Origin of the sequence: Mycobacterium sp. 012931, assembly GCF_000419295.1 — a bacterium.
In the GTDB taxonomy this organism is placed as follows: domain Bacteria; phylum Actinomycetota; class Actinomycetes; order Mycobacteriales; family Mycobacteriaceae; genus Mycobacterium; species Mycobacterium marinum.
Window position 1 is genome coordinate 5130112 of record NZ_AOPX01000001.1, and the last position, 23226, is coordinate 5153337.

Annotated in this window: 17 protein-coding genes and 2 pseudogenes; 8 read left to right on the forward strand and 11 right to left on the reverse strand. The window is 66.3% G+C overall.

Features of this window, described 5'->3' with window-relative positions; genetic code table 11:
• The 8 genes from MMSP_RS29030 to MMSP_RS22465 form a co-directional block, all read right to left on the reverse strand.
• The gene (locus tag MMSP_RS29030) at positions 1–804 is read right to left on the reverse strand and encodes an aminotransferase class I/II-fold pyridoxal phosphate-dependent enzyme (RefSeq protein WP_020788470.1); all 804 of its coding nucleotides are present in this window, start codon (positions 802–804) and stop codon (positions 1–3) included.
• Positions 805–841: 37 nt separating this feature from the next.
• The gene (locus MMSP_RS22435; protein ID WP_020788471.1) at positions 842–2833 is read right to left on the reverse strand and encodes an AMP-binding protein; all 1992 of its coding nucleotides are present in this window, start codon (positions 2831–2833) and stop codon (positions 842–844) included.
• 643 nt (positions 2834–3476) lie between these two features.
• Positions 3477–4025 carry a pentapeptide repeat-containing protein gene (locus tag MMSP_RS22440; RefSeq protein ID WP_020727342.1) on the reverse strand — a complete coding sequence of 183 codons (549 nt, stop codon included), beginning with the start codon at positions 4023–4025 and terminating at the stop codon, positions 3477–3479.
• Positions 4026–4033: 8 nt separating this feature from the next.
• A complete protein-coding gene (locus MMSP_RS22445; RefSeq protein ID WP_020788472.1) occupies positions 4034–4636 on the reverse strand; it encodes an ATP/GTP-binding protein in 603 nt (200 codons plus the stop codon).
• Positions 4617–5003 (reverse strand): DUF742 domain-containing protein, encoded by a 387-nt coding sequence (locus MMSP_RS22450; RefSeq protein WP_036426872.1) that lies wholly within the window; start codon positions 5001–5003, stop codon positions 4617–4619. The genes MMSP_RS22445 and MMSP_RS22450 overlap by 20 nt, the downstream gene beginning before the upstream one ends.
• Positions 4979–5410, reverse strand: a complete 432-nt coding sequence (locus tag MMSP_RS22455) for a serine protease inhibitor (RefSeq protein ID WP_011740748.1) — start codon at positions 5408–5410, stop codon at positions 4979–4981. The genes MMSP_RS22450 and MMSP_RS22455 overlap by 25 nt, the downstream gene beginning before the upstream one ends.
• The gene (locus MMSP_RS22460) at positions 5407–8142 is read right to left on the reverse strand and encodes an ATP-binding protein (RefSeq protein ID WP_036426873.1); all 2736 of its coding nucleotides are present in this window, start codon (positions 8140–8142) and stop codon (positions 5407–5409) included. The genes MMSP_RS22455 and MMSP_RS22460 overlap by 4 nt, the downstream gene beginning before the upstream one ends.
• A gap of 216 nt (positions 8143–8358) precedes the next feature.
• Positions 8359–8964, reverse strand: a complete 606-nt coding sequence (locus MMSP_RS22465; RefSeq protein WP_011740750.1) for a bifunctional 2-polyprenyl-6-hydroxyphenol methylase/3-demethylubiquinol 3-O-methyltransferase UbiG — start codon at positions 8962–8964, stop codon at positions 8359–8361.
• A gap of 67 nt (positions 8965–9031) precedes the next feature.
• Between MMSP_RS22465 and MMSP_RS22470 the strand changes: the two genes are divergently transcribed.
• Both MMSP_RS22470 and MMSP_RS29645 read left to right on the forward strand, forming a co-directional pair.
• Positions 9032–9496 carry a tRNA (cytidine(34)-2'-O)-methyltransferase gene (locus MMSP_RS22470; RefSeq protein WP_012393046.1) on the forward strand — a complete coding sequence of 155 codons (465 nt, stop codon included), beginning with the start codon at positions 9032–9034 and terminating at the stop codon, positions 9494–9496.
• Between the two features lie 180 nt (positions 9497–9676).
• Positions 9677–11212, forward strand: a pseudogene (locus MMSP_RS29645) (PE family protein).
• A gap of 11 nt (positions 11213–11223) precedes the next feature.
• Here MMSP_RS29645 and MMSP_RS22480 read toward each other — a convergent pair.
• Positions 11224–11868: a nitroreductase family protein gene (locus MMSP_RS22480; RefSeq protein ID WP_020788477.1), complete on the reverse strand. Its 645-nt coding sequence runs from the start codon at positions 11866–11868 to the stop codon at positions 11224–11226.
• Between the two features lie 32 nt (positions 11869–11900).
• Between MMSP_RS22480 and MMSP_RS22485 the strand changes: the two genes are divergently transcribed.
• A complete protein-coding gene (locus tag MMSP_RS22485; RefSeq protein ID WP_020788478.1) occupies positions 11901–12311 on the forward strand; it encodes a TIGR03667 family PPOX class F420-dependent oxidoreductase in 411 nt (136 codons plus the stop codon).
• A gap of 75 nt (positions 12312–12386) precedes the next feature.
• Here the strand turns inward: MMSP_RS22485 and MMSP_RS22490 are convergent, their stop codons facing one another.
• Positions 12387–15689, reverse strand: a complete 3303-nt coding sequence (locus MMSP_RS22490) for an error-prone DNA polymerase (protein WP_036427496.1) — start codon at positions 15687–15689, stop codon at positions 12387–12389.
• Between the two features lie 200 nt (positions 15690–15889).
• On the opposite strand from MMSP_RS22490, the pseudogene MMSP_RS22495 reads away from it, so the two are divergent.
• Both MMSP_RS22495 and otsB read left to right on the forward strand, forming a co-directional pair.
• Positions 15890–17221 (forward strand): annotated as a pseudogene (locus MMSP_RS22495) (wax ester/triacylglycerol synthase domain-containing protein).
• A 51-nt stretch (positions 17222–17272) separates the two neighbouring features.
• Positions 17273–18445: a trehalose-phosphatase gene (gene otsB, locus MMSP_RS22500; RefSeq protein WP_020788482.1), complete on the forward strand. Its 1173-nt coding sequence runs from the start codon at positions 17273–17275 to the stop codon at positions 18443–18445.
• A gap of 13 nt (positions 18446–18458) precedes the next feature.
• On the opposite strand, the gene MMSP_RS22505 is transcribed toward otsB, so the two are convergent.
• The gene (locus MMSP_RS22505) at positions 18459–19331 is read right to left on the reverse strand and encodes a MaoC/PaaZ C-terminal domain-containing protein (RefSeq protein WP_020788483.1); all 873 of its coding nucleotides are present in this window, start codon (positions 19329–19331) and stop codon (positions 18459–18461) included.
• A 95-nt stretch (positions 19332–19426) separates the two neighbouring features.
• Here MMSP_RS22505 and MMSP_RS22510 point away from each other — a divergent pair, with 95 nt between their 5' ends.
• The 3 genes from MMSP_RS22510 to MMSP_RS22520 are packed head-to-tail and all read left to right on the forward strand — an operon-like array spanning position 19427 to position 23187.
• The gene (locus MMSP_RS22510; protein WP_020788484.1) at positions 19427–20140 is read left to right on the forward strand and encodes a histidine phosphatase family protein; all 714 of its coding nucleotides are present in this window, start codon (positions 19427–19429) and stop codon (positions 20138–20140) included.
• 39 nt (positions 20141–20179) lie between these two features.
• Positions 20180–22192: an SDR family oxidoreductase gene (locus tag MMSP_RS22515; RefSeq protein ID WP_020788485.1), complete on the forward strand. Its 2013-nt coding sequence runs from the start codon at positions 20180–20182 to the stop codon at positions 22190–22192.
• A 44-nt stretch (positions 22193–22236) separates the two neighbouring features.
• Entirely contained in the window at positions 22237–23187 is a 951-nt protein-coding gene (locus tag MMSP_RS22520) for a nucleoside hydrolase (RefSeq protein ID WP_015354755.1), read from the forward strand.
• Positions 23188–23226 lie beyond the last annotated feature (39 nt).

Below are 23226 nucleotides of genomic sequence, written 5' to 3' on the forward strand. Positions count from 1 at the left end.
TTACGTTGTGCCTCGGCATTGGGGAAGACCGCAAATCCCCCGGGTACAGCCGAAACCCTTGGCCAGAGTGGAGACAACGATGGTGCGCGGGTGCATGCCGAAGTCACCATAAACACGTCCGGACCCATGGGTGCCATACCAACTCATCCCGTGCGCATCATCGATGTAGAGATGCAGCTGTTCGTACTCATGCATCAATTCATGAAGTTTCAGCATGGGCGCGACATCACCGTACATGGAATAGACGCCGTCGATCAGGTACCAGATTTGGCGGCGCTTGTTGCCAAATTCCTTCAGCTTGTCCTCGAGCATGTCGAGATTGCTATGCCGAATCATCTCGACCGGAACGCCTTTAGCTCGCGCAATATTCGCCGCGTGCTGCACACTGAAGTGGACGCTTTGATCGAGGATTATCGCATCGTTGGCCGTAAGAAGCGTCGGCAAGATGGAGATATGACAGGCGGAGGTGGAAGAATAGACCAGGACGGGTTTGTCGTCATAGATTTTGCTCAGGTCGTGCTCTAAAACCTCATTGATACCCGCAGACAAATAGCCGCGTGATACCGAGAACTGCAGGCCATAGCGATCCAAGAAGGCGAACCCCGCCTCCTTTAACCTCGGATCCTGCCCCAGGCTCATGTAGCTGCAGGTGCCAAAGTTCAGTAATTTGCGTACACCAATTTCGAGATGCCTCTCGATGGGAACGTCGGTGTCGGTGACAAAGTACATGACACCGCGATTTTTCGCATCCGTGAGTATTTCATCGACGACATCGTAGGGATCTTGGTGGCGGATCTGCGCCATCGATTCCTCCTGGAGAAGATGTGTGATTTCTAATTGACTAGTTGGCGAGCGTATCCACGAGATCTCTGATGGTCAGGAGCGGCAATATTTCCATCGGGACTTCAATGTCCCAGTCAGCCTTGATTTTCTTAGCCAAAGCTGCGCCATCGATGGAATCAAAACCATAGGCGGCTAGATTGTTGCCGCTCTCCAGTTCTTCGGGACTCAGATTCAACAGCTCGAGGAGGTACTGCTCCATCGCGCGATACTTTGGCGATCGCGCGCCACCATCAGGTTGCTGCGGCGTCGGCGATATCGTCGCGGTACTGACACGGTCGCCGAGAATCGGCAGCTGATCGATCAACAGCAGCTGTTTGCACAGTTGCCGCTGGATCTTGCCACTGGAGGTCTTGGGAATGGCGCCGCGGGCCAAGAGAACCAGCCGGTAGGGCACCACCTCGTGGTGGCCGATAATGGCCTGAAGAATCGAGTCCATCGCACTTTCCAGGGTGTCTTGCGCCGGATCGTCTGCCGCGATTTCCGCGGCGACGCCCAGTCGCTCTTCACCATCGACCTCCAGCGTGAAGGCGGCGCAGTATCCGGGCCGGATCGCGGGGTGGGATTGCTCGACCGAGAATTCGATGTCTTGCGGGTAGTGGTTGACTCCGCGCACGATCACCAGGTCCTTCAGCCGACCCGTCACGTACAGGTCGCCATCTTGCACAAAACCCAGGTCGCCCGTACGCAAGTACTGTCCTTGGCCCGCGACGTTGCCGAAGCAGTCTTGGCTTGCGCCGGCACCGTTGAAGTAGCCCCGGCTGATATTGGGCCCCCGCACCCAGATCTCGCCCACTTCGTCGGCAGCGCATGGCTGTTGGGTCTGCGTCGAGACAATGGCCAGCTCCACTTCGGGGCCCGCCGGACCGCAGCAAACGACCTCCGTCAAAGGCGTTGCGGCAACGTCACATTCCACGACCCGGCCCTCGTTGAGCTGGCGCTGGTCCAGCGTCAACGTCTTGACTGCGGGCCCGCGCCAGCCGGTCACGAACACCGTGGCTTCGGCCAGACCGTAACCGGGCCGAAGGGCATCCGGCCGCAGCCCGAACGGGGCAAACGCGGCCAGGAAACGGCGCATCGTCTCCGCCCGCACCGGCTCAGCGCCGCAGTTCAACGCCTTGACGCTACGCAGGTCCAGCCCCTCGCGCTGAGCCGGCGTGCTTTGCTCCACGCAGAGATCGAAGGCGAAGTTGGGCGCGCCGCTGTTGGTACCGCGGTACTGGGTGAGGCAGCGAAGCCAACGCAGCGGGTCCTGCACAAAGGCGGAGGGGGGCATCGAAACCAACGTGGCCCCCAGATAGAGCGCTTGTAGCGCCATGAAGATCAGCCCAAAGTCGTGATACTGAGGGAGCCAGGAGACAAGCAACTCATTTTGGTCTTGTTCCCAATGCCGCTCGATCTGGTGGGCATTGGACAGCAAGTTGGCCTGGGTGAGCATCACCCCTTTGGGCTGCCCGGTCGAGCCAGAGGTGTACTGCAGCAGCGCCGCGCTCTCGGGCGCATACCGCGGGGGTTGCCAGTCGGCCCGGTCGGCGCTGGCGTCGTCGGTGTTCAGCCAGGTCAGCTCCGAAAGCCCGTCGGGCAGAGTGCGCACGTTTGATTGAGAGTCCACCGACGGCAGGTCGGTCAAGAAGACGCGCGCCTGTGCATCTCGCGCAATGGCCTGCAGTCGCAGCAATGCCGGCCCCGACTTGTTCATATTCGGAACCGGCACCGGCACCGCTACCGCGCCGCTGTACAGGCAGGCGACCAGCCCCGCTGTCATCTCGATGTTGTCGCGACTGGCCAGGATCACCCGCTCGCCTTGCGCCCCCCGCGCCTGCAGCACCGCCGCCAGATGGGCGGCGCGCGCGTGCAGCCCTTCGTAGCTGATCACCGTGCCGGGCCCCTCACCTCGGGGCAAAAAGCGCACCGCGTCGGTGGCCGGGTTGGCCTGTATGGCGCACATGACGGCCTCGGCGGCCGTCCGATCTTTGGCTGTCGGTCTCGACATATCTGCTCATTTCTCTGCGGTTGGAGTGTGGCGCCGCCAGCACTACCTTCGAGCGGCTCTACGCTCGAGATCACGAGATTTCCGAACCACCGCGCCGGAGCCGATCGGGTCTGGGCGACAACCGATTCCGGCGAAATGTCTGGCGGCGTTTCCGGCTAGGCCAGGCGAGCGGGCAGTGCCCGTAGGGTGGGCAACACATCAGGACGCCCCGTTGAGTCGAATTGCGGGTGCCGCGATTCGGATCAGTGGTGCGCGGGGCCCCGTATCCACACCGGGGCGAAACCGTCATCGTGAATCGCCCACGCCAACACCCGGTGGTAAAGCCCAAAGACACTACGGGAGAATGCATTCCAGCAGCTCCCGAACAAACCTGCAACGACCCCAATCCCCATGCGTATGGAGTTAACCGCACCAGGATTGACACTGTCAAGCGATGTGAAAGAACTTGAGGATCCCGCACGTTGCGCCACGGTCTCCGCGTCCTCGTAATGGTCAGACTTTCGCTGCGGACAACCATGTTTCACATCCGGGCGGCCGGAGCACGTCTCAAAATTGAGATGAACCGGTGTCCGGCAGTGGCGACTCGCACCCATTGGCGTTTCGTGCGCTCGCCCCAAGGACGGCCCCGGGCCGTCCGGTGAGGTCACGAGTCCAGGCGAAGGCCGTGCGCCAAGGCGAAGGACAACGCTTGCGGCACGTCGATACGCGCACCCGCCAACGAGGCGCTTCGCCACAACGACGGGTCCAGGTTCGCACCGCGCAGATCCGCGTCGTCGAGCTTGGTGCCGTTGGTGCGTGCCCCACGTAGGTCGGCGCCGCGCAGCACACTCTTGCGCAAGTCGGTCTCGACCAGGCTGGCCTCGCGCAACCGGCAGCCACTCAAATCGACGCCCCGCAGGTCGTTACCGCCGAGCACCGCCAGGGTGAAGTCGACCTCGTCGAGAACCAACGGCCGCATCCGGCAGCTGACGAACACCGAGCCCAGCATGCTGCATTGGGCAAATGTGCTGTGCCACAGCGTGGTGCGCTCAAAGCTGCAGTTGCGAAACGCTGACCCTCGGTGTTCGGATTCGGTGAGATTGACTCCGCCGAAGTTGCATTCGCTGAACACAACTCGTTCGGTGCGCAGCCGGCTCAGATCCTCGTCGCGAAAGTCCCGGCCGGTGAATTCGCAGTCGACCCAATGCTCCACTTGCGGTTTCAAGGACGCTGGCCGCCTGCTGCTGTCAGGCTGGCCAATGCGTATTCGCTCAGCGCGATCAGCGCGTCGGTGGCTGACCTGCGGTCGCGGGCGTCGACGGTGATCACCGGTACCTCGGCCCGCAACATCAGCGCTTTGCGCACCTCGGCAACGGGATACTTTTGCGCACCGTCGAATTCGTTGATCGCAATCAGGAATGGCAGGTTGCGGTGCTCGAAGAAGTCCACTGCGGCGAAGCTGTCCTGCAGCCGACGACAGTCGACCAGGACAATCGCGCCGATAGCGCCGCGCACCAGGTCGTCCCACATGAACCAGAACCGGCGCTGGCCCGGGGTCCCGAACAGGTAGAGCACCAGGTCCTCGCCCAGGGTGATGCGGCCGAAGTCCATGGCGACTGTCGTGGTCCATTTGTCCGGGGTGGCCTCGAGCATGTCGACACCGACCGACGCATCGGTAACCATCGCCTCGGTGCGCAGCGGCATGATCTCCGAAACCGCGCCGACGAACGTGGTCTTGCCGGACCCGAATCCGCCCGCAACGACGATCTTCGTCGATGCGGTGCCGCGCGCCGCAGAGTGCGCCTCAGAGTGCTTTAAGGCCACGCAGGGTCCTTCCTATGAGTTCGTGGCGCTCATCGCGGGTCGAACGCTCGGTCAAGGTCGCATGCACCCGAAGGTAATTGGAGGTGACCAAATCACCCACCAAGACTCGCGCGACACCCACTGGCAGATCCAGACGGGCGGAGATTTCCGCCACCGAAGGACTGGTGAGGCACAACTGGACAATCCTGCCCCGCACGTCGCTGGGTTGCCACCGGCGCGCCAGACCCGCGCGCGATGTCTGCACCGGCGCTTCCAACGGAAGGTCGATGTCGGTTCCGGTACGGCCGGCCGTCAGCGCGTACGGGCGGACCAGGCTGGCCTCCCGCGCGGCTTCCGGCGCGGCTAGCGGCGGGTCGCGTCTGTCCATTGCGGCGCGGGCCTCGCGCGGCGGGAGGACTGCACGACGCTGCCGACCCGCTCGGCCAGCAGCGCCATTTCGTATCCGATCTGGCCGATGTCGCATCCGGTCACCGCCAGCGCCGCCAGATGCGAGCCGTCACCGACGCGCATCAGCAACAGAAAGCCGTTCTGCATCTCGACCACCGATTGCAGCACCTGTCCGCCCTCGAACAGCTGGGCGGCGCCGCTGGCCAGGCTGGACAGCCCGGAAGCCACCGCGGCCAGCTGGTCGGCGCGCTCGCGCGGCAAGTACTCGCTGGCGGCGACGGGAAGACCGTCGACCGACACCAACAAGGCGTGTGCCACCCCGGGAACCTCACGGGCGAACTTGGACACCAGCCAGTCCAGCGGGCTGTCCGACAAACGGGTGTTCATTGTTGATCCGGTTCCTGACTGGCTCTATGGGCATGTGCCCGTCCAGTGTGCACACCGCCGAAATGACTGCTCATGGATGCCCGAACCGCATTGGGGTCACGCATGGCGGCCGTGTGCTGGGCGGGCTGATCGGGTGGTAGTCCGCGGTCGGACGCCGGCGGCCGATCCGCCTCGTCCTGAGTGGGCTCGTCGGAGTCGGCGGCACCCGGCACCAGCCGAGCACCCGGGGTACGCACCGGCAGGCCGTGATCCGTCCGGGACTGCACCGGTGTTTCCTGGGCCTCGGCGGCCGCCAACCAGCCGCGGTCCCATACCGACCGCCAATCCAGGTCGGCGCTATTGGCCAGCTCATGCGGATCACTGGTCATCTCGGACAACATTTTTTGGTAGATCGAGTCGTCGCGGACGGGGTCGGCCGGTGCCGACTGCGGCCCGGGTTTGACCGAAGGTGCCGGTTCATCGGGCCCCGCGCCGGCGGCCGGCGATCGCCTGGCAAAAAATGCGGCGGTGTCGGATTGTTGCGGCGCCGCTTGTTCCGGTCGCCCCGCGGGTTGCGCGGTTTCCCACCAGGGTGTCTTCAGCTCACGGCGGCGCCGTGGCGGCTGCTGTTGTTCGGGCTGCTGGCCGGGGACGTCGGCAATGCCACTAGATCCGGGATTGCGCCGCGGCAGCAAACTGACCGGGGGAAGCGGTGGGACGGCGGTGCTGTCGCCGGTGGGCGCGGACCCGGCGGCATCCGGCGCGGGGGCAGGCTCCGAACTCGGAGGTCTGACCACAAACGCGCTCCGCTGCGGCGGCTGACCGGCCGCGGATCCCGGCCGCTGGCCGTCCACCAAGACGGTCCGCGGCAGGTAGACCTCGGCAGTGGTGCCGCCGCCGGCCTCCCCGGTTGACGGGCCGCGCAACCCCACCCGAATCCCGTGCCGCGCAGCCAACCGGCCCACCACAAAAAGGCCCATGTGTCGAGCGTTGGCGGGAGTCACCTCGCCACCGGAGTGCAGTCGCATGTTGGCCATGCGCCGATCCGACTCGGTCATGCCCAGCCCGGAGTCCGCGATCCGCAGCAGGACCCCTCCCTCACTGCCACGCACCGCCGATACTCGAACCGGCGCGGTCGGCGGCGAATAGTTCAGCGCGTTGTCGATCAACTCGGCGAGAAGATGAATCACGGCACCCGCCGCGGCACCGATCACCGTGCAGTCGGCCACTCCCCCGGTTTCGACGCGCCGGTAGTCCTCGACCTCGGAGACGGCGGCGCTGATCACTGTCAACAGCGGCACCGGCTCACGGTGGTCACGCGAAATCTGCGCACCCGCCAGCACCAGCAGGTTCGCACTGTTGCGACGCAGCCGAGCGGCCAGGTGATCCAGCCGGAACAGGGTGTCGAGGCGGTCGGGATCCTCCTCGTTGCGCTCCAGCCCGTCGATGAGCGACAACTGCTGATCCACCAGGGACCGGCTGCGCCGCGACATGGTCTCGAACATGTCGTTGACTAGCGATCGCAGTCGCGCCTCGTCCCCCGCCAGCACCAAGACCTGGGCGTGCAGCTCATCGACCGCGTGCGCGACCTGACCGATCTCCTCGGTGGTGTAGACCGGCAGTGGCTCCGGAATCGGCTCGGCGCCCTCCCGCACCTTCGCGATCTCACCCTCGAGGTCGGTGTGAGCGACCTTCAACGCACCGTCGCGCAGCTGGCGCAGCGGCCGGACCAACGCACGCGCCACCAGGAGCACCACGACCACCGCGACCAGGATGGCGCCCAACACCAACACGGTGTCGCGAATCGCGGCGTCACGCCGAGCGCTGGCCCTGGCCTGCACCGCCTTGGTGACCGACTCGGTGGCGTCGTTGATGACCTGCTCGGCGATCCCGCGGGTGATCTGGATCGACTGCAGCAGCTGGGGGTTACCCGCCAGCACGCTGTCCGGATCCGAGATGATCGCCATCCGGGTCACCATCTGCTGGTGCAGGGTCTTGGCGTCCGGTGAACCGACGCCGAGCACCTCGGTCATTCCGAACAGCGTCGAAGGTTCGGTGCCGGCGAGGGTGATCATCGAGTTGCGCAACTGCGCCTCGGGAGCTTCAGCGCCGCGAGTCACCAGGATTTCTTGCAGGGTCATCTGCCCGCGGGCGCCGACGGCCCTGCTCAAACCCTGAACTTCGGCCCGGATCTGCTCGTTGTCGACGCGTACCGAGGCGTTGATGGCGTCCTCTGCCGTCAGCAGCAGCGGCACATAGGCCGTGACGCGATCGCGCAAACTGCTGGTGTTGGCCAGCGTCTGGTCCAGCAGCGCCTGCCCGCCGTTCAGCACGGAGTTGACCCCGGAGCGAACGTCGCTGAGCACGTTGGTGTTCGCCAACCTGGTCTGTAGCTCGTTTTTGCGGGCCGCGAAGTTCTTCTTGGGTCCCTCGACATCGCGTCCGGTGGAACTGGCCAGCAACGCGACATCGAGTGCCGACATGTACTTGGTGATGGCCGGTATGACGTCGGCACGAGCATCCGCCAGCCGCAGACCGCTGGAGTTGGCCATCCCGCCATGGATCCGCAATCCACCCAACACCATCGCCAGCAGCAGCGGCACCACCGCGATGGCGACGACCTTCCACCCCACCGGCCAGTTGCCCAACGACCAGGCGGGCGGGCGTTTGGGTGGAGCAGATTCGGCGCCGCTGGCAACGGGTGCGCCGGGGGCCGCCTCGACCGGTGTGGTCGGGCGGGCAAACATTGTCATGGGATTACGGCCGTGCTACCGGCCGCAGCCCCGATGTGTCCTGCTCGCACAAACCAGAGAACCATGCAAACTTCCCGCTTAATTTCGCCCGCCCGAACAGCTGGGCGCCAAGCAACGCCTGGCAATTCGACGAGTATGACAGCCCAGAGCCGTGGTCTCCATAATTGTTACCGAGCAGATAACCTCGGCCGCAACAGGCCCGCGGGCCGCCGGAGCCTAGGCCGGGCGAAGCAGCGCGACCAGGAAGTCGCAGTCATCGGTGAACGGTCGCAGATCCCAGGTGGATAGCAGCAGATCGGGCACCAACCCGGCGGCTTGCGCGTCGTCGAGGAAGTCGGCGAACGCGTAGTCGCGGCCCGCGCCGAAGCCGATCACCGCTCGGCCGTCGCTGCACAGGTGCGCACGTAGCCGGCCGAGCACTCGAGCCCGGGTGCTCGGGGCCAGGAATGTCATCACGTTGCCGGCGGAGACGATTACGTCGAACGGCTCGGCAATGCCGCGCGCGGGCAAGTCAAGCTCGGCGAGGTCGCCGACGAGCCACTGCGGGCCGGGATAATCCTGCTCGGCCGCTTCGATGAGCGCCGGATCGACGTCCACGCCGACCACCCGGTGACCGGCCGCGGCCAGATGACGACCCAACCGGCCGGGGCCGCAGCCCGCGTCAAGAATGTGGGCACCGCGCGGCGCGATCGAGTCCACCAGGCGTGCCTCGCCGACCAGGTCTTCGCCCGCGCGGGCCATGGCCCGGAACCGCTCGATATACCAGCGCGAATGTCCGGGATCGGCAGCAACCTTCTGCATCCAGATGCTCTGCTCGACCATGCGAGCATTATCGCCCGGGTGCGAGCGCTGGGCGTGGGCGGCCGGCTTAGCGGAAGGATGGCGTGTTGTGTTCAAGCTGCTGTTCTACTCGCCTCGCATCGCCCCCAACACGGGCAACGCCATCCGGACCGCGGCCGCGACCGGCTGTGAGCTGCATTTGGTAGAACCGCTGGGCTTCGATCTGTCCGAGCCCAAACTCCGGCGAGCCGGGCTCGACTATCACGACTTGGCCTCAGTCACCGTCCACGGCTCCCTCACGCAGGCGTGGGACGCACTGCTACCGGCGAGGGTGTTCGCCTTCACCGCCGGGGCCAGCGTCACGTTCTCCGACGTCGACTTCCGGCCCGGCGATGTGCTGATGTTCGGGCCCGAGCCCACCGGCCTGGACGCGGCGACGCTGGCCGACGCGCATATCACCCAACAGGTGCGTATCCCCATGCTGGCGGGCCGGCGCTCGCTGAATTTGGCCAACGCCGCGGCCGTCGCGGTGTATGAGGCGTGGCGGCAGCACGGCTACCCGGGAGCGCTCTAGCGGCACGTCACGAGGCAGACCGGGCTGCAACCGGCCGGACTTCGACGCTCCGCCATCCGCCGACCTGTGAGTTTTCTGCCAATCAGCTGCAGAAATCCCGTAAGGGCAATCGGGTGCCCCCAACCGCCTTACCGTGCGGGAAATTTCCGGCTCCGGATGTGACGTCCCGAAAGGACAGCAATGTCGTCAATAGCGGTATTCCCCGAGGCGGTATCGGCTGCGGCGGCTGACGTAGCAAACATCGGCCGGGCGCTGAGCGCGGCAAATGCGGCCGCAACGGTTCCCACCACCAACCTGCTGGCCGCCGGCACCGACGAGATATCGACGGCGGTGGCATCCCTGTTCTCCGGCCACGGCCAGGCCTATCAACGGCTCGCCAACCAGCTGATGGCCTTTCACGACCAATTCGCCCAAGCGCTCACCGCCGGCGCGAGCGCCTACACCGGCGCCGAGGCAACCAACGCCTCACCCCTGCAGACCGTGGAACAAAACGCCCTGGGCCTGATCAACGCGCCCACCCAAACCTTGCTCGGCCGCCCCCTGATCGGTGACGGCGCCGCCGGCACCGCCACCAACCCCAACGGCGGCGCCGGCGGCCTGCTCTACGGCAACGGCGGTGTGCCGGCTTCAACAACGGCGCCACCGCCGGAGCCGCCGGCGGCAACGGCGGCAACGCCGGACTGATCCAACATCTACGACGCCGCCACCAACACCGTCTCCGCGACCCCGGGCACCGACGGCACTCCCGGCGGAGCCGGTGTCACCGGTGGAAATGGCGGGGCCGGCGGCTCCGCCTCCCAACCCGTCACCAGCCTTACCGCGACCGCCAGTGACGGCGGCAACGGCGCGCAAGGCGGCCAGGGCGGTGCCGACGGTGGCACCAGTGGTGTCGCCGGCGTCGCCGCCTCCTACAACGGTGTCGCCATCGGGGGCAACGGAGGCAACGGCGGCACCGGCGGCACCGGCGGCACCGGTACGGACGGCCTAGCCGGCAGCGGGGGCGGTTCTGGTGGCGCGGGAGGACGCGGCGGCTGGCTGATCGGCAACGGTGGTGCCGGTGGCGCCGGCGGTGCCGGTGGCGCCGGTGGCGCCGGCGGTGCCGGTGATGCCGGCGGTAACGGTGCCATCGGTGGCGACGGCGGAGCCGCCGGCTTTACCGGCTCCAACAACGACAGCGCGGCCTCCACCTTGTACGGGGCCCACGGCGGCACCGGCGGTGATGGCGGTGCCGGCGGCACCGGTGGGCATGGCGGAGCCGGCGGTGACGGTGGCGCCGGCGGCGACGGCGGATGGTTGATCGGCGACGGCGGTGCTGGCGGACAGGGCGGTGTCGGCGGCATGGGCGGCACCGGTGGCGCGGGGGGTTCCGGCGTCGCCGGCGCCCATAGCGGCAACGCCACGAGCGCGGTAGCGGCATTCGGTGGCGATGGCGGGGCGGGCGGCGATGCCGGTCATGGCGGCACGGGTGGCGACGGCGGCAACGGCGGCCAGGGAGCCAGCGGTGGCCGCGGCGGGCTACTGAGCGGCGCACAGGGCGTCACCGGAACCGTCGGTGACGGCGGTACCGGCGGTGACGGCGGTCTGCATGGCGCCTTCGGCGCGGGCGGCGATCCGGGCACCGGTGGCGGTCAAGGGTCTGATGGCAACCGCGGTGCCGACGGCCTCGGGGGCCCCGCCTTCGACGGCGCCCGCGGCGCCGACGGCAACCCGGGCTGACGCGGCGCCGACTACCAGCTGTTCCAGTGCGTCAGGCGGTCGGCGGGCAGCCGCTTGGCCGGGCGGAAGTCGGTGCCTTTGGTGTAGGCGATCGGGAACAGCCCGCCCTGGCTGTAGTCGTCGTAGGGGATGCCAAGGACGTCGGCTACCTGCCGCTCACCGTCGGCCAGCAGATGCAGTGTTGTCCAGCATGAGCCCAATTCGCGGGACCGTAGCGCCAGACAAAAGCTCCAGACCGCCGGAAACAGCGAGGCCCAGAAGGACACTCCGCCCAACGGCGATTTGTCTTCCCGGCCCTGGATGCACGGGATCATCAGGACCGGCGCCTCATGCATGTGCTCGGCGAGGTAGGTCGCGGAATCCCTGACCTTGCCCATCCGCTCACCCCGAGTGTCACCCTCGGCGTACTCGGGTGCCGGCATGCTCAGGTAGCTGCGGGCCCGGGCCAGGTAGACGTCGGCGATCGCCTTCTTCTTGTCCGCATTTTCGACAAACACCCACTGCCAACCCTGCGAGTTGGAACCGGTGGGCGCCTGCAGCGCCAGATCGAGGCATTCCATCAACACTTCGCGCGACACCGGCTTGTCGAAATCGAGTCGCTTGCGGACCGAGCGGGTCGTGGTCAGGACTTCGTCGACGGACAGGTTGAGGGTCATGTCGCGGAGATTACCCCCCTATATTCAGCTTCATGGGTATCGAACTGACTCAAGAGGTTTCTGGCAGGCTGGCCTCCGACCACTACGGGCGGCTGACCACCGTCGCCAAATCTGGACAGCCAGTGCCGCGACTGATCTGGTTCTACTTCGACGGAGCCGACCTCACGGTGTACTCGATGCCCAAGGCGGCCAAGGTCGCCCATATCCTGCAGCGCCCCCACGTCAGCCTGAATCTCTATTCCGACGGCAACGGCGGGGGCATCATCGTGGTCGGCGGGACGGCTGACGTGGCAGCCACCGATGTCGACTGCCGCGAAGACGAGCCGTACTGGGCCAAGTACCGCGACGATGCCGCGAAGTTCGGTCTGACCGAAGCGATGGCTTCCTACAGCACCCGACTCAAGATCACCCCGACCCGAGTGTGGACGACGCCGACGGGCTGAGGTTCGACTCGCCAAGGTGCGGGTCTGCACAACGACACGCCGCTTTGGCGGGCATTCTGCGCACGTTCGGGCGCACTAGCGGAAGTCACGGGAACGCGAGCCGACCGCCAGGCTGATGCGCCCCATCCGCTCCGCCACGACGGTGACTGCGCCACTGGCGTTTTGCACCTGACCACGGATGAGCAGTGCGGGCGCCGTATTCGCCAGTTTGCGATGCCGCATCCACACCCCCGGCGTACAGAGCACATTGACCATCCCGGTCTCGTCTTCCAGGTTGATGAACGTCACCCCCTGGGCCGTCGCGGGTCGCTGTCGATGGGTCACCGCGCCGGCGATCAGCACCCGCTCCCCGTCGGGCACCGAGAGCAGCGCAGCTGCGGCCAACACCCCCAAGGCGTCCAGGTCTGCTCGCAGAAACTGGGTCGGGTAGCTGTCCGGGGAGATGCCGGTGGCCCACACGTCGGAGGCGGCCAACTCCAGCTCACTCATTCCCGGCAGCGTCGGGATGTGCGATGACGAGCCCACCCCGGGCAACCGGTCCGGCCGTTGGGTGGCCGCGGCCCCGGCCGCCCACAGCGCCTCCCGCCGCGACATCCCGAAACAGCCCAGCGCTCCAGCCGTCGCCAGCGCTTCGGTCTGCGGCACGCTGAGCTGCACTCGCGATGTCAGATTCAGCAGGGAAGCGAACGGCCCGTTGTCGTTTCGTTCCGCGACCAGACTTTCGGCGAGGTCATCTCCGATATGGCGGACGGCTCCCAGACCGAGGCGGACCTGCATTCCGGCATTCTCCAGAGTGGCGTGTGCCAGGCTCGCATTGACATCGGGCCCGTGCACCAATACACCGTGCCGGCGGGCGTCGGCCACCAGCGACTGTGGTGAATAGAAGCCCATCGGCTGAGCCCGCAGTAACGCGGCGCAGAACGCCGCGGGGTGGTGCAACTTGAACCACGACGAATAGAACACCAGCGACGCGAAGGACAGTGCATGGCTTTCGGGGAAACCGAAATTCGCGAACGCCTCCAGCTTTTCGTAGATCCGATCGATCACCTCGTCCGGGGCGCCATGCAGCGCGCGCATACCGTCGTAGAACCGGCCGCGCAGTCGGCGCATGCGCTCGGTCGAGCACTTGGATCCGATGGCACGCCGCAGCTGGTCGGCCTCGGCGGCGGAGAAGCCCGCGCAATCGACGGCCAACTGCATCAGCTGTTCTTGGAAAAGCGGCACTCCCAGCGTCTTACGCAACGCCGATTCCATGGACGGGTGCTCGTAGACGACCGGGTCGATACCGTTGCGCCGCCGGATGTAGGGGTGTACTGACCCGCCCTGAATGGGCCCGGGCCGGATCAGCGCGACCTCTACCACCAGGTCATAGAACACTCGGGGCTTGAGTCTGGGCAACGTGGCCATCTGAGCCCGTGACTCCACCTGGAACACACCGACGGAATCGGCACGGGCCAGCATCTCGTACACCGCCGGTTCGGAAAGGTCCAGCCGGGCCAGATCCACTTCGATGCCTTTGTGCTCGGCCACCAGGTCTCTCGCGTAATGCAGAGCCGAGAGCATGCCCAGCCCGAGCAGGTCGAACTTCACCAACCCGATTGCCGCGCAGTCGTCTTTATCCCACTGCAAAACAATGCGATCGGCCATGCGCGCCCATTCCACCGGGCACACGTCGGCGATCGGGCGGTCGCAGATCACCATGCCACCGGAATGAATACCCATATGCCGTGGCAGATTCCGAATCTGGGCTGCCAGATCGATCACCTGCTCGGGAATGCCCTCGACATCGTCGGGCGTCGCGTTCCAGTGGCCGATCTGTTTACTCCAGGCATCCTGCTGGCCCTGCGAGAAGCCCAGCGCGCGAGCCATATCGCGCACCGCGCTGCGCCCCCGGTAGGTGATGACGTTGGCGACTTGAGCGGCATAGTCCCGGCCATATTTGTTGTAGACGTACTGAATGACCTTTTCCCGCTGATCCGACTCGATGTCGATATCGATGTCGGGCGGTCCGTCGCGCTCGGGTGACAAGAAGCGTTCGAACAGGAGCTCGTTGGCTATCGGATCCACAGCGGTGACACCGAGGGCATAACAGACCGCGGAGTTGGCCGCCGATCCCCTGCCCTGGCACAGAATGTCGTTACGTCGGCAAAACTGGGTGATGTCGTGTACTACCAGGAAATAGCCCGGGAAGCTCAGTTGTGCAATGACTTTCAGCTCATGCTCGATCTGGGCGTAAGCTTTCCTGGCCCGCGGCGACCGCTCGGTCGAACCGTAGCGCTCGCGGGCACCCGACATGACCAACGACCGCAACCAACTGTCCTCGGTGTGCCCGTCGGGCACATCGAACGGCGGCAGCCGCGGCGCGATGAGCGCCAGCCCGAACGCGCACTGCTCGCCGAGTTCGGCGGCGGCGGTCACCACGTCGGGCCGCTGCGCGAACAGCCGGGCCATTTCCGCGCCGGAGCGCAGATGCGACCCGCCCAGCGGCGCCAGCCACCCGGCCGCGGAGTCCAGGGACTGGCGGGCCCGGATGGCCCCCATCGCCATGGCCAGCCGGCTGCGCGCCGGATGGGCGAAATGCGCCCCGGTCGTGGCAACGACGCCAACACCAAAGCGGGGCGCCAGCCCGGCCAGCATCGCGTTGTTCTCGTCGTCGAGCGGGTGACCGTGGTGGGTTAGCTCGACGCTGACCCGGCCGGCCGTGAACCGGTCCACCAGATCGGCCAGCGCCCGCTCCGCCGCATCCGGCCCACCTTGACGAAGGGCCTGGCGCACATGACCTTTCCGGCATCCGGTCAGGATGTGCCAGTGCCCGCCCGCGGCCTCGGTCAGCGAGTCGAAGTCGTAGCATGGCTTGCCCTTCTCACCGCCGGCCAGATGCGCCGCGGCCAGTTGCCGTGACAGCCGCCGATAGCCTTCCGGACCTCGGGCCAGCACCAGTAGATGCGGTCCGGGCGGATCCGGCTGCTCGGTGCGGGCCTCCGGCCCCAGCGACAGCTCGGCACCGAACACGGTGCGCACGCCGAGCCCGCTGGCCGCTTCGGCGAACCGCACCGCCCCGTACAGGCCGTTGTGATCGGTCAGCGCCAGGGCGCGCAGATCCAGGCGGGCAGCTTCCTCGACCAACTCTTCCGGCGTGCTGGCGCCATCGAGAAAGCTGTACGCCGAATGCACATGCAACTCGGCGTATGCGATGGACGAGTCGACCCGGTTGGCGTCCGGCTTGGGCGCATACGTCTCGCGCTTGCGCGACAACGGACCGTCCCACCCGGCCTCGGCCGTGGGGCCGGCCGCATCCGGCACGCCGGCATGACGCGGCTTGCCATCCAGCACCCGCTCCATTTCCGCCCAACTCGGCGGGCCATTGCCCCAGCCCACACCCACAGCTTATCGAAAATATGTTCGAATGCCGAGGGGGGTTGGAGCGAGCGATCGCTCAGCATAAAAGTGAGACATATCACCGCCGTTAAACACATCTTTAACTGAAAAACACGTTCTTAACCTGGCAGGCCTATCGCGCCCAACGCATCGGGACAGATACTGGTACTGATTCACAAACTGACGGGTGGGGACTTGTGATAGCACAATTGACGACACTGGACGCTGGCCTGCGCAGGGCCCAAGAACCGGACTGGGACGCAAGCCTGGCAATCGGCGCAGTCGCCGTGATCAACGGCGCCGTTCCCGACTTCGAACTTCTCAAAACGACTCTGGCACAGCGGCTTAGGTGAATCCCCCGGCACGCGCAGGTGCTGCGGACGCAATGGATCGACCAACCCGAATTCGATTTTGACGCGCACATCCAACGGGCGGCGCTGCCCGGGCCGGGCGACGAAGCGGAACTGTTTCGGGCCATCGCACACGCCCTGGAACGCCCCCTCGACTTGGACCGTCCGCTCTGGGAATGCTGGGTAATCGAGGGCCTCGAGCACAATCGGTGGGCGATCCTGCTCAAGCTCCACCACAGCATGGCTGACGGTATTTTGGCGGTCCAGATCCTGACCAGACTCTGCGACGACGCCGACCACACCGGCGCAAATCATGTTGCCGTTAAACCGGTTCCGGATTCAGATGCGGGCGCGCGCAGCTGGCCGGACTCCCTGGCCACAGACATCGTCAAGGCGGCCGCGCGTGCCGTCAGCTGGCCCACGATGTGGTTGTCGTCGGCCGATTCGCCGATCACCATGCGCCACTACACCGCGGTTCGCTTTGCGCTCGCCGACGTGGACCGGGTGTGCCGCAAGTTCGGGGTAACCGCCAACGATGTTGCGCTGGCAGCCATCAGCGAGGGCTTTCGGACGATGCTGCTGCACCGCGGTGAACAGCCCCGCGCCGACTCACTGCGCACGCTGGAGAAACCCGCCAACCAGATCTCGGCCCTGCTGCCTTACCTGCCGGTCGACCAGAACGACCCGATCACCCGACTGCGCACCGTGCACAGCCAGCTGAACCCGGCCCCGGCCGCGGTCCGCACAAAATCCGCCAGTCTTGCCGATTACACGCCTCTTGCATTGTGCACCAAAGCTATTCAGACCTTGGTACGTCTCCCCCAGCGAAGTGTCGTGACGCTGGCAACCGATGCACCAGCGCCGCGCCACCGGCTCCAGCTGATGGGACAACCGATGGAGCAGGTGCTGCCGATCCCGCCGACTGCTCTGCAGCTGAGCACCGGAGTTGCCGTGCTCTGCTACGACGACGAGCTGGTATTCGGTATCACCGCCGACTACCAGGCCGCGACCGACCTGCGACAGCTTGCCGCCGGTATCGAACGGGGGATGGCGCAGCTGGTGGCACTCAGCCAGGACTCCGTTCTGCTGTTCGGCAAAGATCGCCGCAAGCGCAGGCACCGTAGCCGGCCCGGCGGGGTGGCGGGGCGGACGTTGGTGTCGCCGGCCCGGGTGCGACGCTGACCCGAAGCGACCCGTAAGAGACGGCATTGCCCACCATGAGAAGGTGGGATCATGTCGGTCACCATCGACCCGCGCCGCCATGATGCCGTCTTGTTCGACACCGCATTGAACTCGACACAAGCACTGGTCCGGCAACTTCAGCAAGCCCGCGTCGGCACCGCCACCTTTGCCTCCGGCGGTGGCGGGCACGACGCCGCGATCCAGGCCCTGACCGAATCGGCCGACCGCGTCGGCGCGCGGCCCGGCCGCTGCGTGGTCATCACCGCAGACGCGGCGAGCGTAGCCGCCGCCCGCGACAGCGGATTCGCGCTGGTGATCGGGGTGGACCAGGCCGGGCACCGCGACGCGCTACCTGACCACGGCGCCGACACCGTCCTCGCCGATCTGGACGAGGTGCGGGTGCGCGCCGGCGACCGGCACATGTCCGAGCTTCCCGACGCATTGCAGGCACTCGGACGACCCGACGGCCTGACCGTGCCGCGGCCCGCGGTCTTCTTCGATTTCGATGGCACGTTGTCCGAGATCGTCGACGATCCGGATGCGGCCACGCCGACGGCCGGCGCCGTGGCGGCACTGCAACAGTTGGCCGCGCAGTGTCCGGTAGCGATACTCAGCGGCCGCGACCTCGCCGACGTATCCCAACGCGTGGGACTGCCCGGAATCTGGTATGCGGGCAGTCATGGGTTCGAGCTGACCGCGCCGGACGGAACGCATCACCAGAACGAGGCCGCCGCGGCGGCGATACCGGTGCTCGAACAGGCGGCCGCCCAGCTTCGCGACCGGCTCGGGTCCATCCCCGGGGTGATGGTGGAGCACAAGCGGTTCGGCGTGGCCACCCACTACCGCAATGCCGCCCGCGACCGGGTGGGCGAGATCGCTGCGGTGGTGCGTGCCGCGGGCCAGCGCGACGGGCTGCGGGTGACGACCGGCCGCGAGGTGATCGAACTGCACCCGGACATCGACTGGGACAAGGGCAAGACGCTGCGCTGGGTAATCGATCACCTGCCTGATCAGCGGGCCGCTCCCCTGGTGCCGATCTATCTCGGTGACGACATCACCGACGAGGACGCGTTCGACACGGTAGGCCCCAATGGCGTTGCGATCATGGTGCGGCACAACGAAGATGGCGATCGCGCCACCGCCGCACTGTTCGCGCTCGAGAGTCCGGCTCGGGTTGCCGAGTTCACCGGACGGCTGGCGAGCCAGCTGTCGACGCTTGGGTGAAACGGCTGACGACTCAGCCCTGCACGTATTCCACCGCACCGTCATCGAGCACCACCCGGGCGTCGGACCCATCGGTGCCGGCCACCACGGTGCGATACGCCGCCTTGCCCGGCTCGGTGCGCCAGATCAGCGTGGTCAGCGTTTCGCCGGGAAACACCGGCTTGGTGAACCGCGCGTCGATCGAGGTGATGTTGGCGGCCACCCCGCCGCCCAGCTCGGCCACCAGCGCCCGCCCCGCCACGCCGTAGGTGCACAGCCCGTGCAGAATCGGCTTGGGGAACCCAGCCAATTCCTTGGCGAACCAGGGGTCACTGTGCAGCGGATTACGATCGCCGGAGAGCCGGTAGATCAGTGCCTGGTCTTCCCGGGTCGGCAGGACAACCCGGGCATCAGGCTCGCGATCGGGAATTTCCGGTGCGGCCGGACGCTCACCCGGCACTCCCCCGAACCCGCCCGCCTGGCGAATGACCAGCGTGGTGAACGTCTCGGCGATCAGGGTTCCGGTTTCTGGATCGGTGCCACGGCCGCGCAGCATGATGACCGCGTTCTTGCCCTCGCCCTTGTCCTGGATGTCGGCAACCTCGGAGACCACCGACAGCTTTCCCGCGGCGGGCAGGGGCGCATGCAGGCGGATGCCCTGGGAGCCGTGCAAGAGCATGGCGTGGTTGAACGTGCCGATCTTGCCCGCCGCCCCGAATGCCGGGCAACAGATCACCGCGTAGGTTGGCAGCACCTGCTGCGCGATGTCGTGGCTGTTCTCAGTGGTGAACGACAAGTCGTCGATACCCGCGCCGACGCCCAGTGCGTAGAGCAGCGTCTCCCGGTCTTTCCACTCGAACGACATCGGCTCGGTCGTCGCGCCAACGGCACCCGGATCGATCGCCATGCGGGTCTCCTCTCGATTGGGAAATTCGAGCCTTTTCTGCAGTCAACCATCGCAAACCCTTCCCACCGGTGCGGTCGGCAGGGCAGGCTATCGCCATGTCCAAGCGCAGCATGATCTGGAACACCTCCAAAGTCCTAGCTCTACTCGCCACGGCAATGCTGCTCGGCGCCTGCGGCGGCGGAAGCCCCCAGGCCCGCAGCATCACGCTGACCTTCATTCGCAATGCACAATCGCAGGCCGACGCCGAGGGGATCATCGCTACCGAGTTGCCTGGAACCGGACTGAGCTCCGACGGTAAAGATCAAGCGCAGCAGCTGACCCATCAGTTTGGGCGCAGCGAATTCGACAGCATCTACACATCGCCGATGGAGGCCGCCCAGCAGACCGCCGCTCCCCTGGCCAGAGAGTTGAGCAAGCAAGCCGAGATCGTTCCGGGCCTGCAGTCCATCGATGCCGGCTGGTACAACGGCAAACCCGATTCGATGGCCGACCGCACCTACATGGTGGCGCCGGTCAGCTGGATCGACGGCAACGTCGAAGCCAGCATCCCCGGGTCAACCTCGGGCAGCGATTTCAACAGCCGATTCACCGGCGCCATCCGCAAGATCTACGACGGCGGCCACAACAAGCCGGTCGTGTTCTCCCAAGGCACGGCGATCATGGTGTGGACGCTGATGAACGTGAAAAACCCCAAGACCAACCTGCTCAACACCCATCCCCTACCGAACATCGGCCGCGTGGTGATCAGCGGCAATCCGGCAACCGGCTGGAAGCTGGTGGACTGGGACGGCATCCGTAACTTCGGCTGACCGGTTGACGGGTGCGGCCGCGGCCGCCACCATGGCTGCATGCGGTATGTCGTTACCGGCGGTACCGGGTTTATTGGGCGCCGCGTCGTGTCCCGTCTGCTACAGAGCGACGCCGACGCACGGGTGTGGGTCCTGGTACGGCGCCAATCGCTGAGTCGTTTCGAACGCCTCGCCACCGACTGGGGCGATCGGGTCAAACCCTTGGTCGGCGAGTTACCTGAGCTGCCGGTGACCGAGCAGATCAGCGCCGAACTGGGGCAGATCGACCATGTCGTGCACTGCGCGGCGGTCTATGACATCACCGCCGGGGAGGACCAACAGCGGGCCGCCAACGTCGATGGAACCCGCGCCGTGATCGAGCTGACCCGGCGACTGGACGCGACATTGCACCACGTGTCGTCGATCGCCGTGGCCGGCGACTTCGCCGGCGAGTACACCGAGGCCGACTTCGACGTCGGCCAGCAGCTGCCCAGTCCGTACCACCGGACCAAGTTCGAGGCCGAATTGCTGGTGCGCTCCAGCACCGGGCTGCGGTACCGCATCTACCGCCCGGCGGTCGTGGTCGGCGACTCACGCACCGGCGAGATGGACAAGATCGACGGCCCGTACTACTTCTTCGGCGTACTGGCCCGGCTGGCCGCGCTGCCGTCACTGACCCCGATCCTGTTGCCCGACACCGGACGCACCAACATCGTCCCGGTCGACTACGTGGTGGATGCGCTCGTCGCCCTGATCCACGAGGACAACATGGCATTCCCGAACGGGCGGACCTTCCATCTGACCGCACCACAATCGGTGGGATTGCGCGGCATCTACCAAGCAGTGACCAAGGAGGCCGGACTGCCCCCGGCGCGGGGGGTACTCCCCGGCTCGGTGGTCACCCCGGTGCTCAAGGCACGGGGCCGCGCGAAGGTGCTGCGCAACATGGCGGCCACCCAGCTGGGGATTCCCTCCGAAATCTTCGACGTCTTGGACCTCAAGCCCACCTTCATCAGCGACGAAACGCAGAAAGCGTTGCGCGGCAGCGGTGTGCGACTGCCCGACTTCGCCGGCTACGCCCCCAAGTTGTGGCGCTATTGGGCCCAACACCTTGACCCCGACCGTGCCCTCCGCGACGATCCAAGGGGCCCGCTGGTGGGCCGGCACGTCATCATCACCGGGGCATCCAGCGGCATCGGGCGAGCTTCGGCGCTCGCGGTCGCGCAACGGGGCGGATGCGTATTCGCGTTGGCCCGCAACGCCGACGCGCTCGACCAACTGGTCGCCGAGATCCGCGCGGGCGGCGGCCAGGCCTACGCTTTCACCTGCGACATCACCGACTCCACCTCCGTCGAACACACCGTCAAAGACATCCTGGGCCGCTTCGGACATGTCGACTACCTGGTCAACAACGCCGGCCGGTCGATTCGCCGCTCGGTGGTCAACTCCACCGACCGCTTGCACGACTACGAACGGGTGATGGCCGTCAACTATTTCGGCGCGGTCCGGATGGTGCTGGCGCTGTTGCCACACTGGCGCGAACGACGTTTCGGGCATGTCGTCAACGTTTCCAGCGCCGGGGTGCAGGCTCGCAACCCCAAGTACAGCTCGTATCTGCCCAGCAAGGCGGCGCTGGACGCGTTCGCCGACGTGGTCGCCTCCGAGACGCTGTCCGACCACGTCACCTTCACCAACATCCACATGCCTCTGGTAGCCACCCCGATGATCGTGCCGTCGCGACGGCTCAACCCGACGCCCGCGATCAGTGCCGAGCACGCGGCCGCCATGGTGGTGCGCGGACTCGTCGAGAAGCCGGCGCGAATCGATACCCCGCTGGGCACGCTCGCCGAAGTCGGCAACTACGTCGCACCGAAACTGTCCCGGCGGATTCTGCATCAGCTCTATCTGGGCTACCCGGATTCTGCTGCAGCACGAGGAATCTCGCCGCTCAATGACGCTCAGGAGCACCGGCCGGTGCGCCGCCCCAAGCGGCCGGCCCTAGCCGTGACGGGCATGCGGATCCCCAGACCCGTCAAACGGCTCGTTCGGTTGGCACCCGGCGTGCACTGGTAAGCGGACTCCCGATTCCGGCCCGGCCGCGGCGTATCGTTGCCGCGGTGAACCCCGTGTTCGTCGACGCCGACACCGGCATCGACGACGCGCTGGCGTTGATATATCTGTTGGCCAGCACCGACGCCGATCTGGTGGGCATCGCATCGACGGGTGGAAACACCTCGGTCGATCAAGTGTGCACGAACAACCTCGGTGTGCTCGAACTGTGCCGGGCCGGTGACATACCGGTGGCAAGAGGCGCCGACCAACCACTAACCGGGCAGTGGCCGCATCGGGCAAACACGCACGGCCCCAAAGGTTTAGGGTATGCCGAGCTACCCCCGACCAACCGGGAGCTGGCCACCTATGACGCCGCGGCGGCTTGGGTGCGAATGGCACACGCCTATCGCGGAAAACTGACCGGACTGGTCACCGGACCGCTGACCAACCTGGCGCGAGCGCTGCGCGCCGAACCCGCATTGCCGGCGATGCTGAGCCGGCTGGTGATCATGGGCGGGATGTTCGACGCGGACGGCAACGATGTCGGGGCCGACTGGAACATCAGGGTGGACCCGGAGGCCGCCAGCGAGGTGTTCGCGGCCTGGACAGGGCAACAACGACTTCCAATCGTGTGCAGCTTGAACCTGACCCGCAAGGTTGCGATGACACCGGACATCCTCGCCAGGCTGACCTGCGCCGCCGGCCCGTCCGCGTTGACCCGGGTGATCCAGGACGCGATGCGGTTCTACTTCGAGTCCCACCGGGACCGCGGATTTGGATATCTGGCGTATCTGCACGATCCGCTGGCGGCCGCGATTGCACTCGACCCGCAGCTGGTGACGACCCAGGTGGCGACGGTGGACGTGGTGTTGGCGGATATTCCGACGCGCGGCATGACGGTTGCCGACCGGTCGGGGAAGCACCCTCCCAACGCGCGGATCGGGGTCAGCGTCGACCCGGCCGTATTCTTCGAGAGGTTCATCCAACGAGTCGCAGCGTTCGCGCGCCGAGCGTGAACTGGCTGCGAGACTACGGCCGGATTTTCACACCGGCGT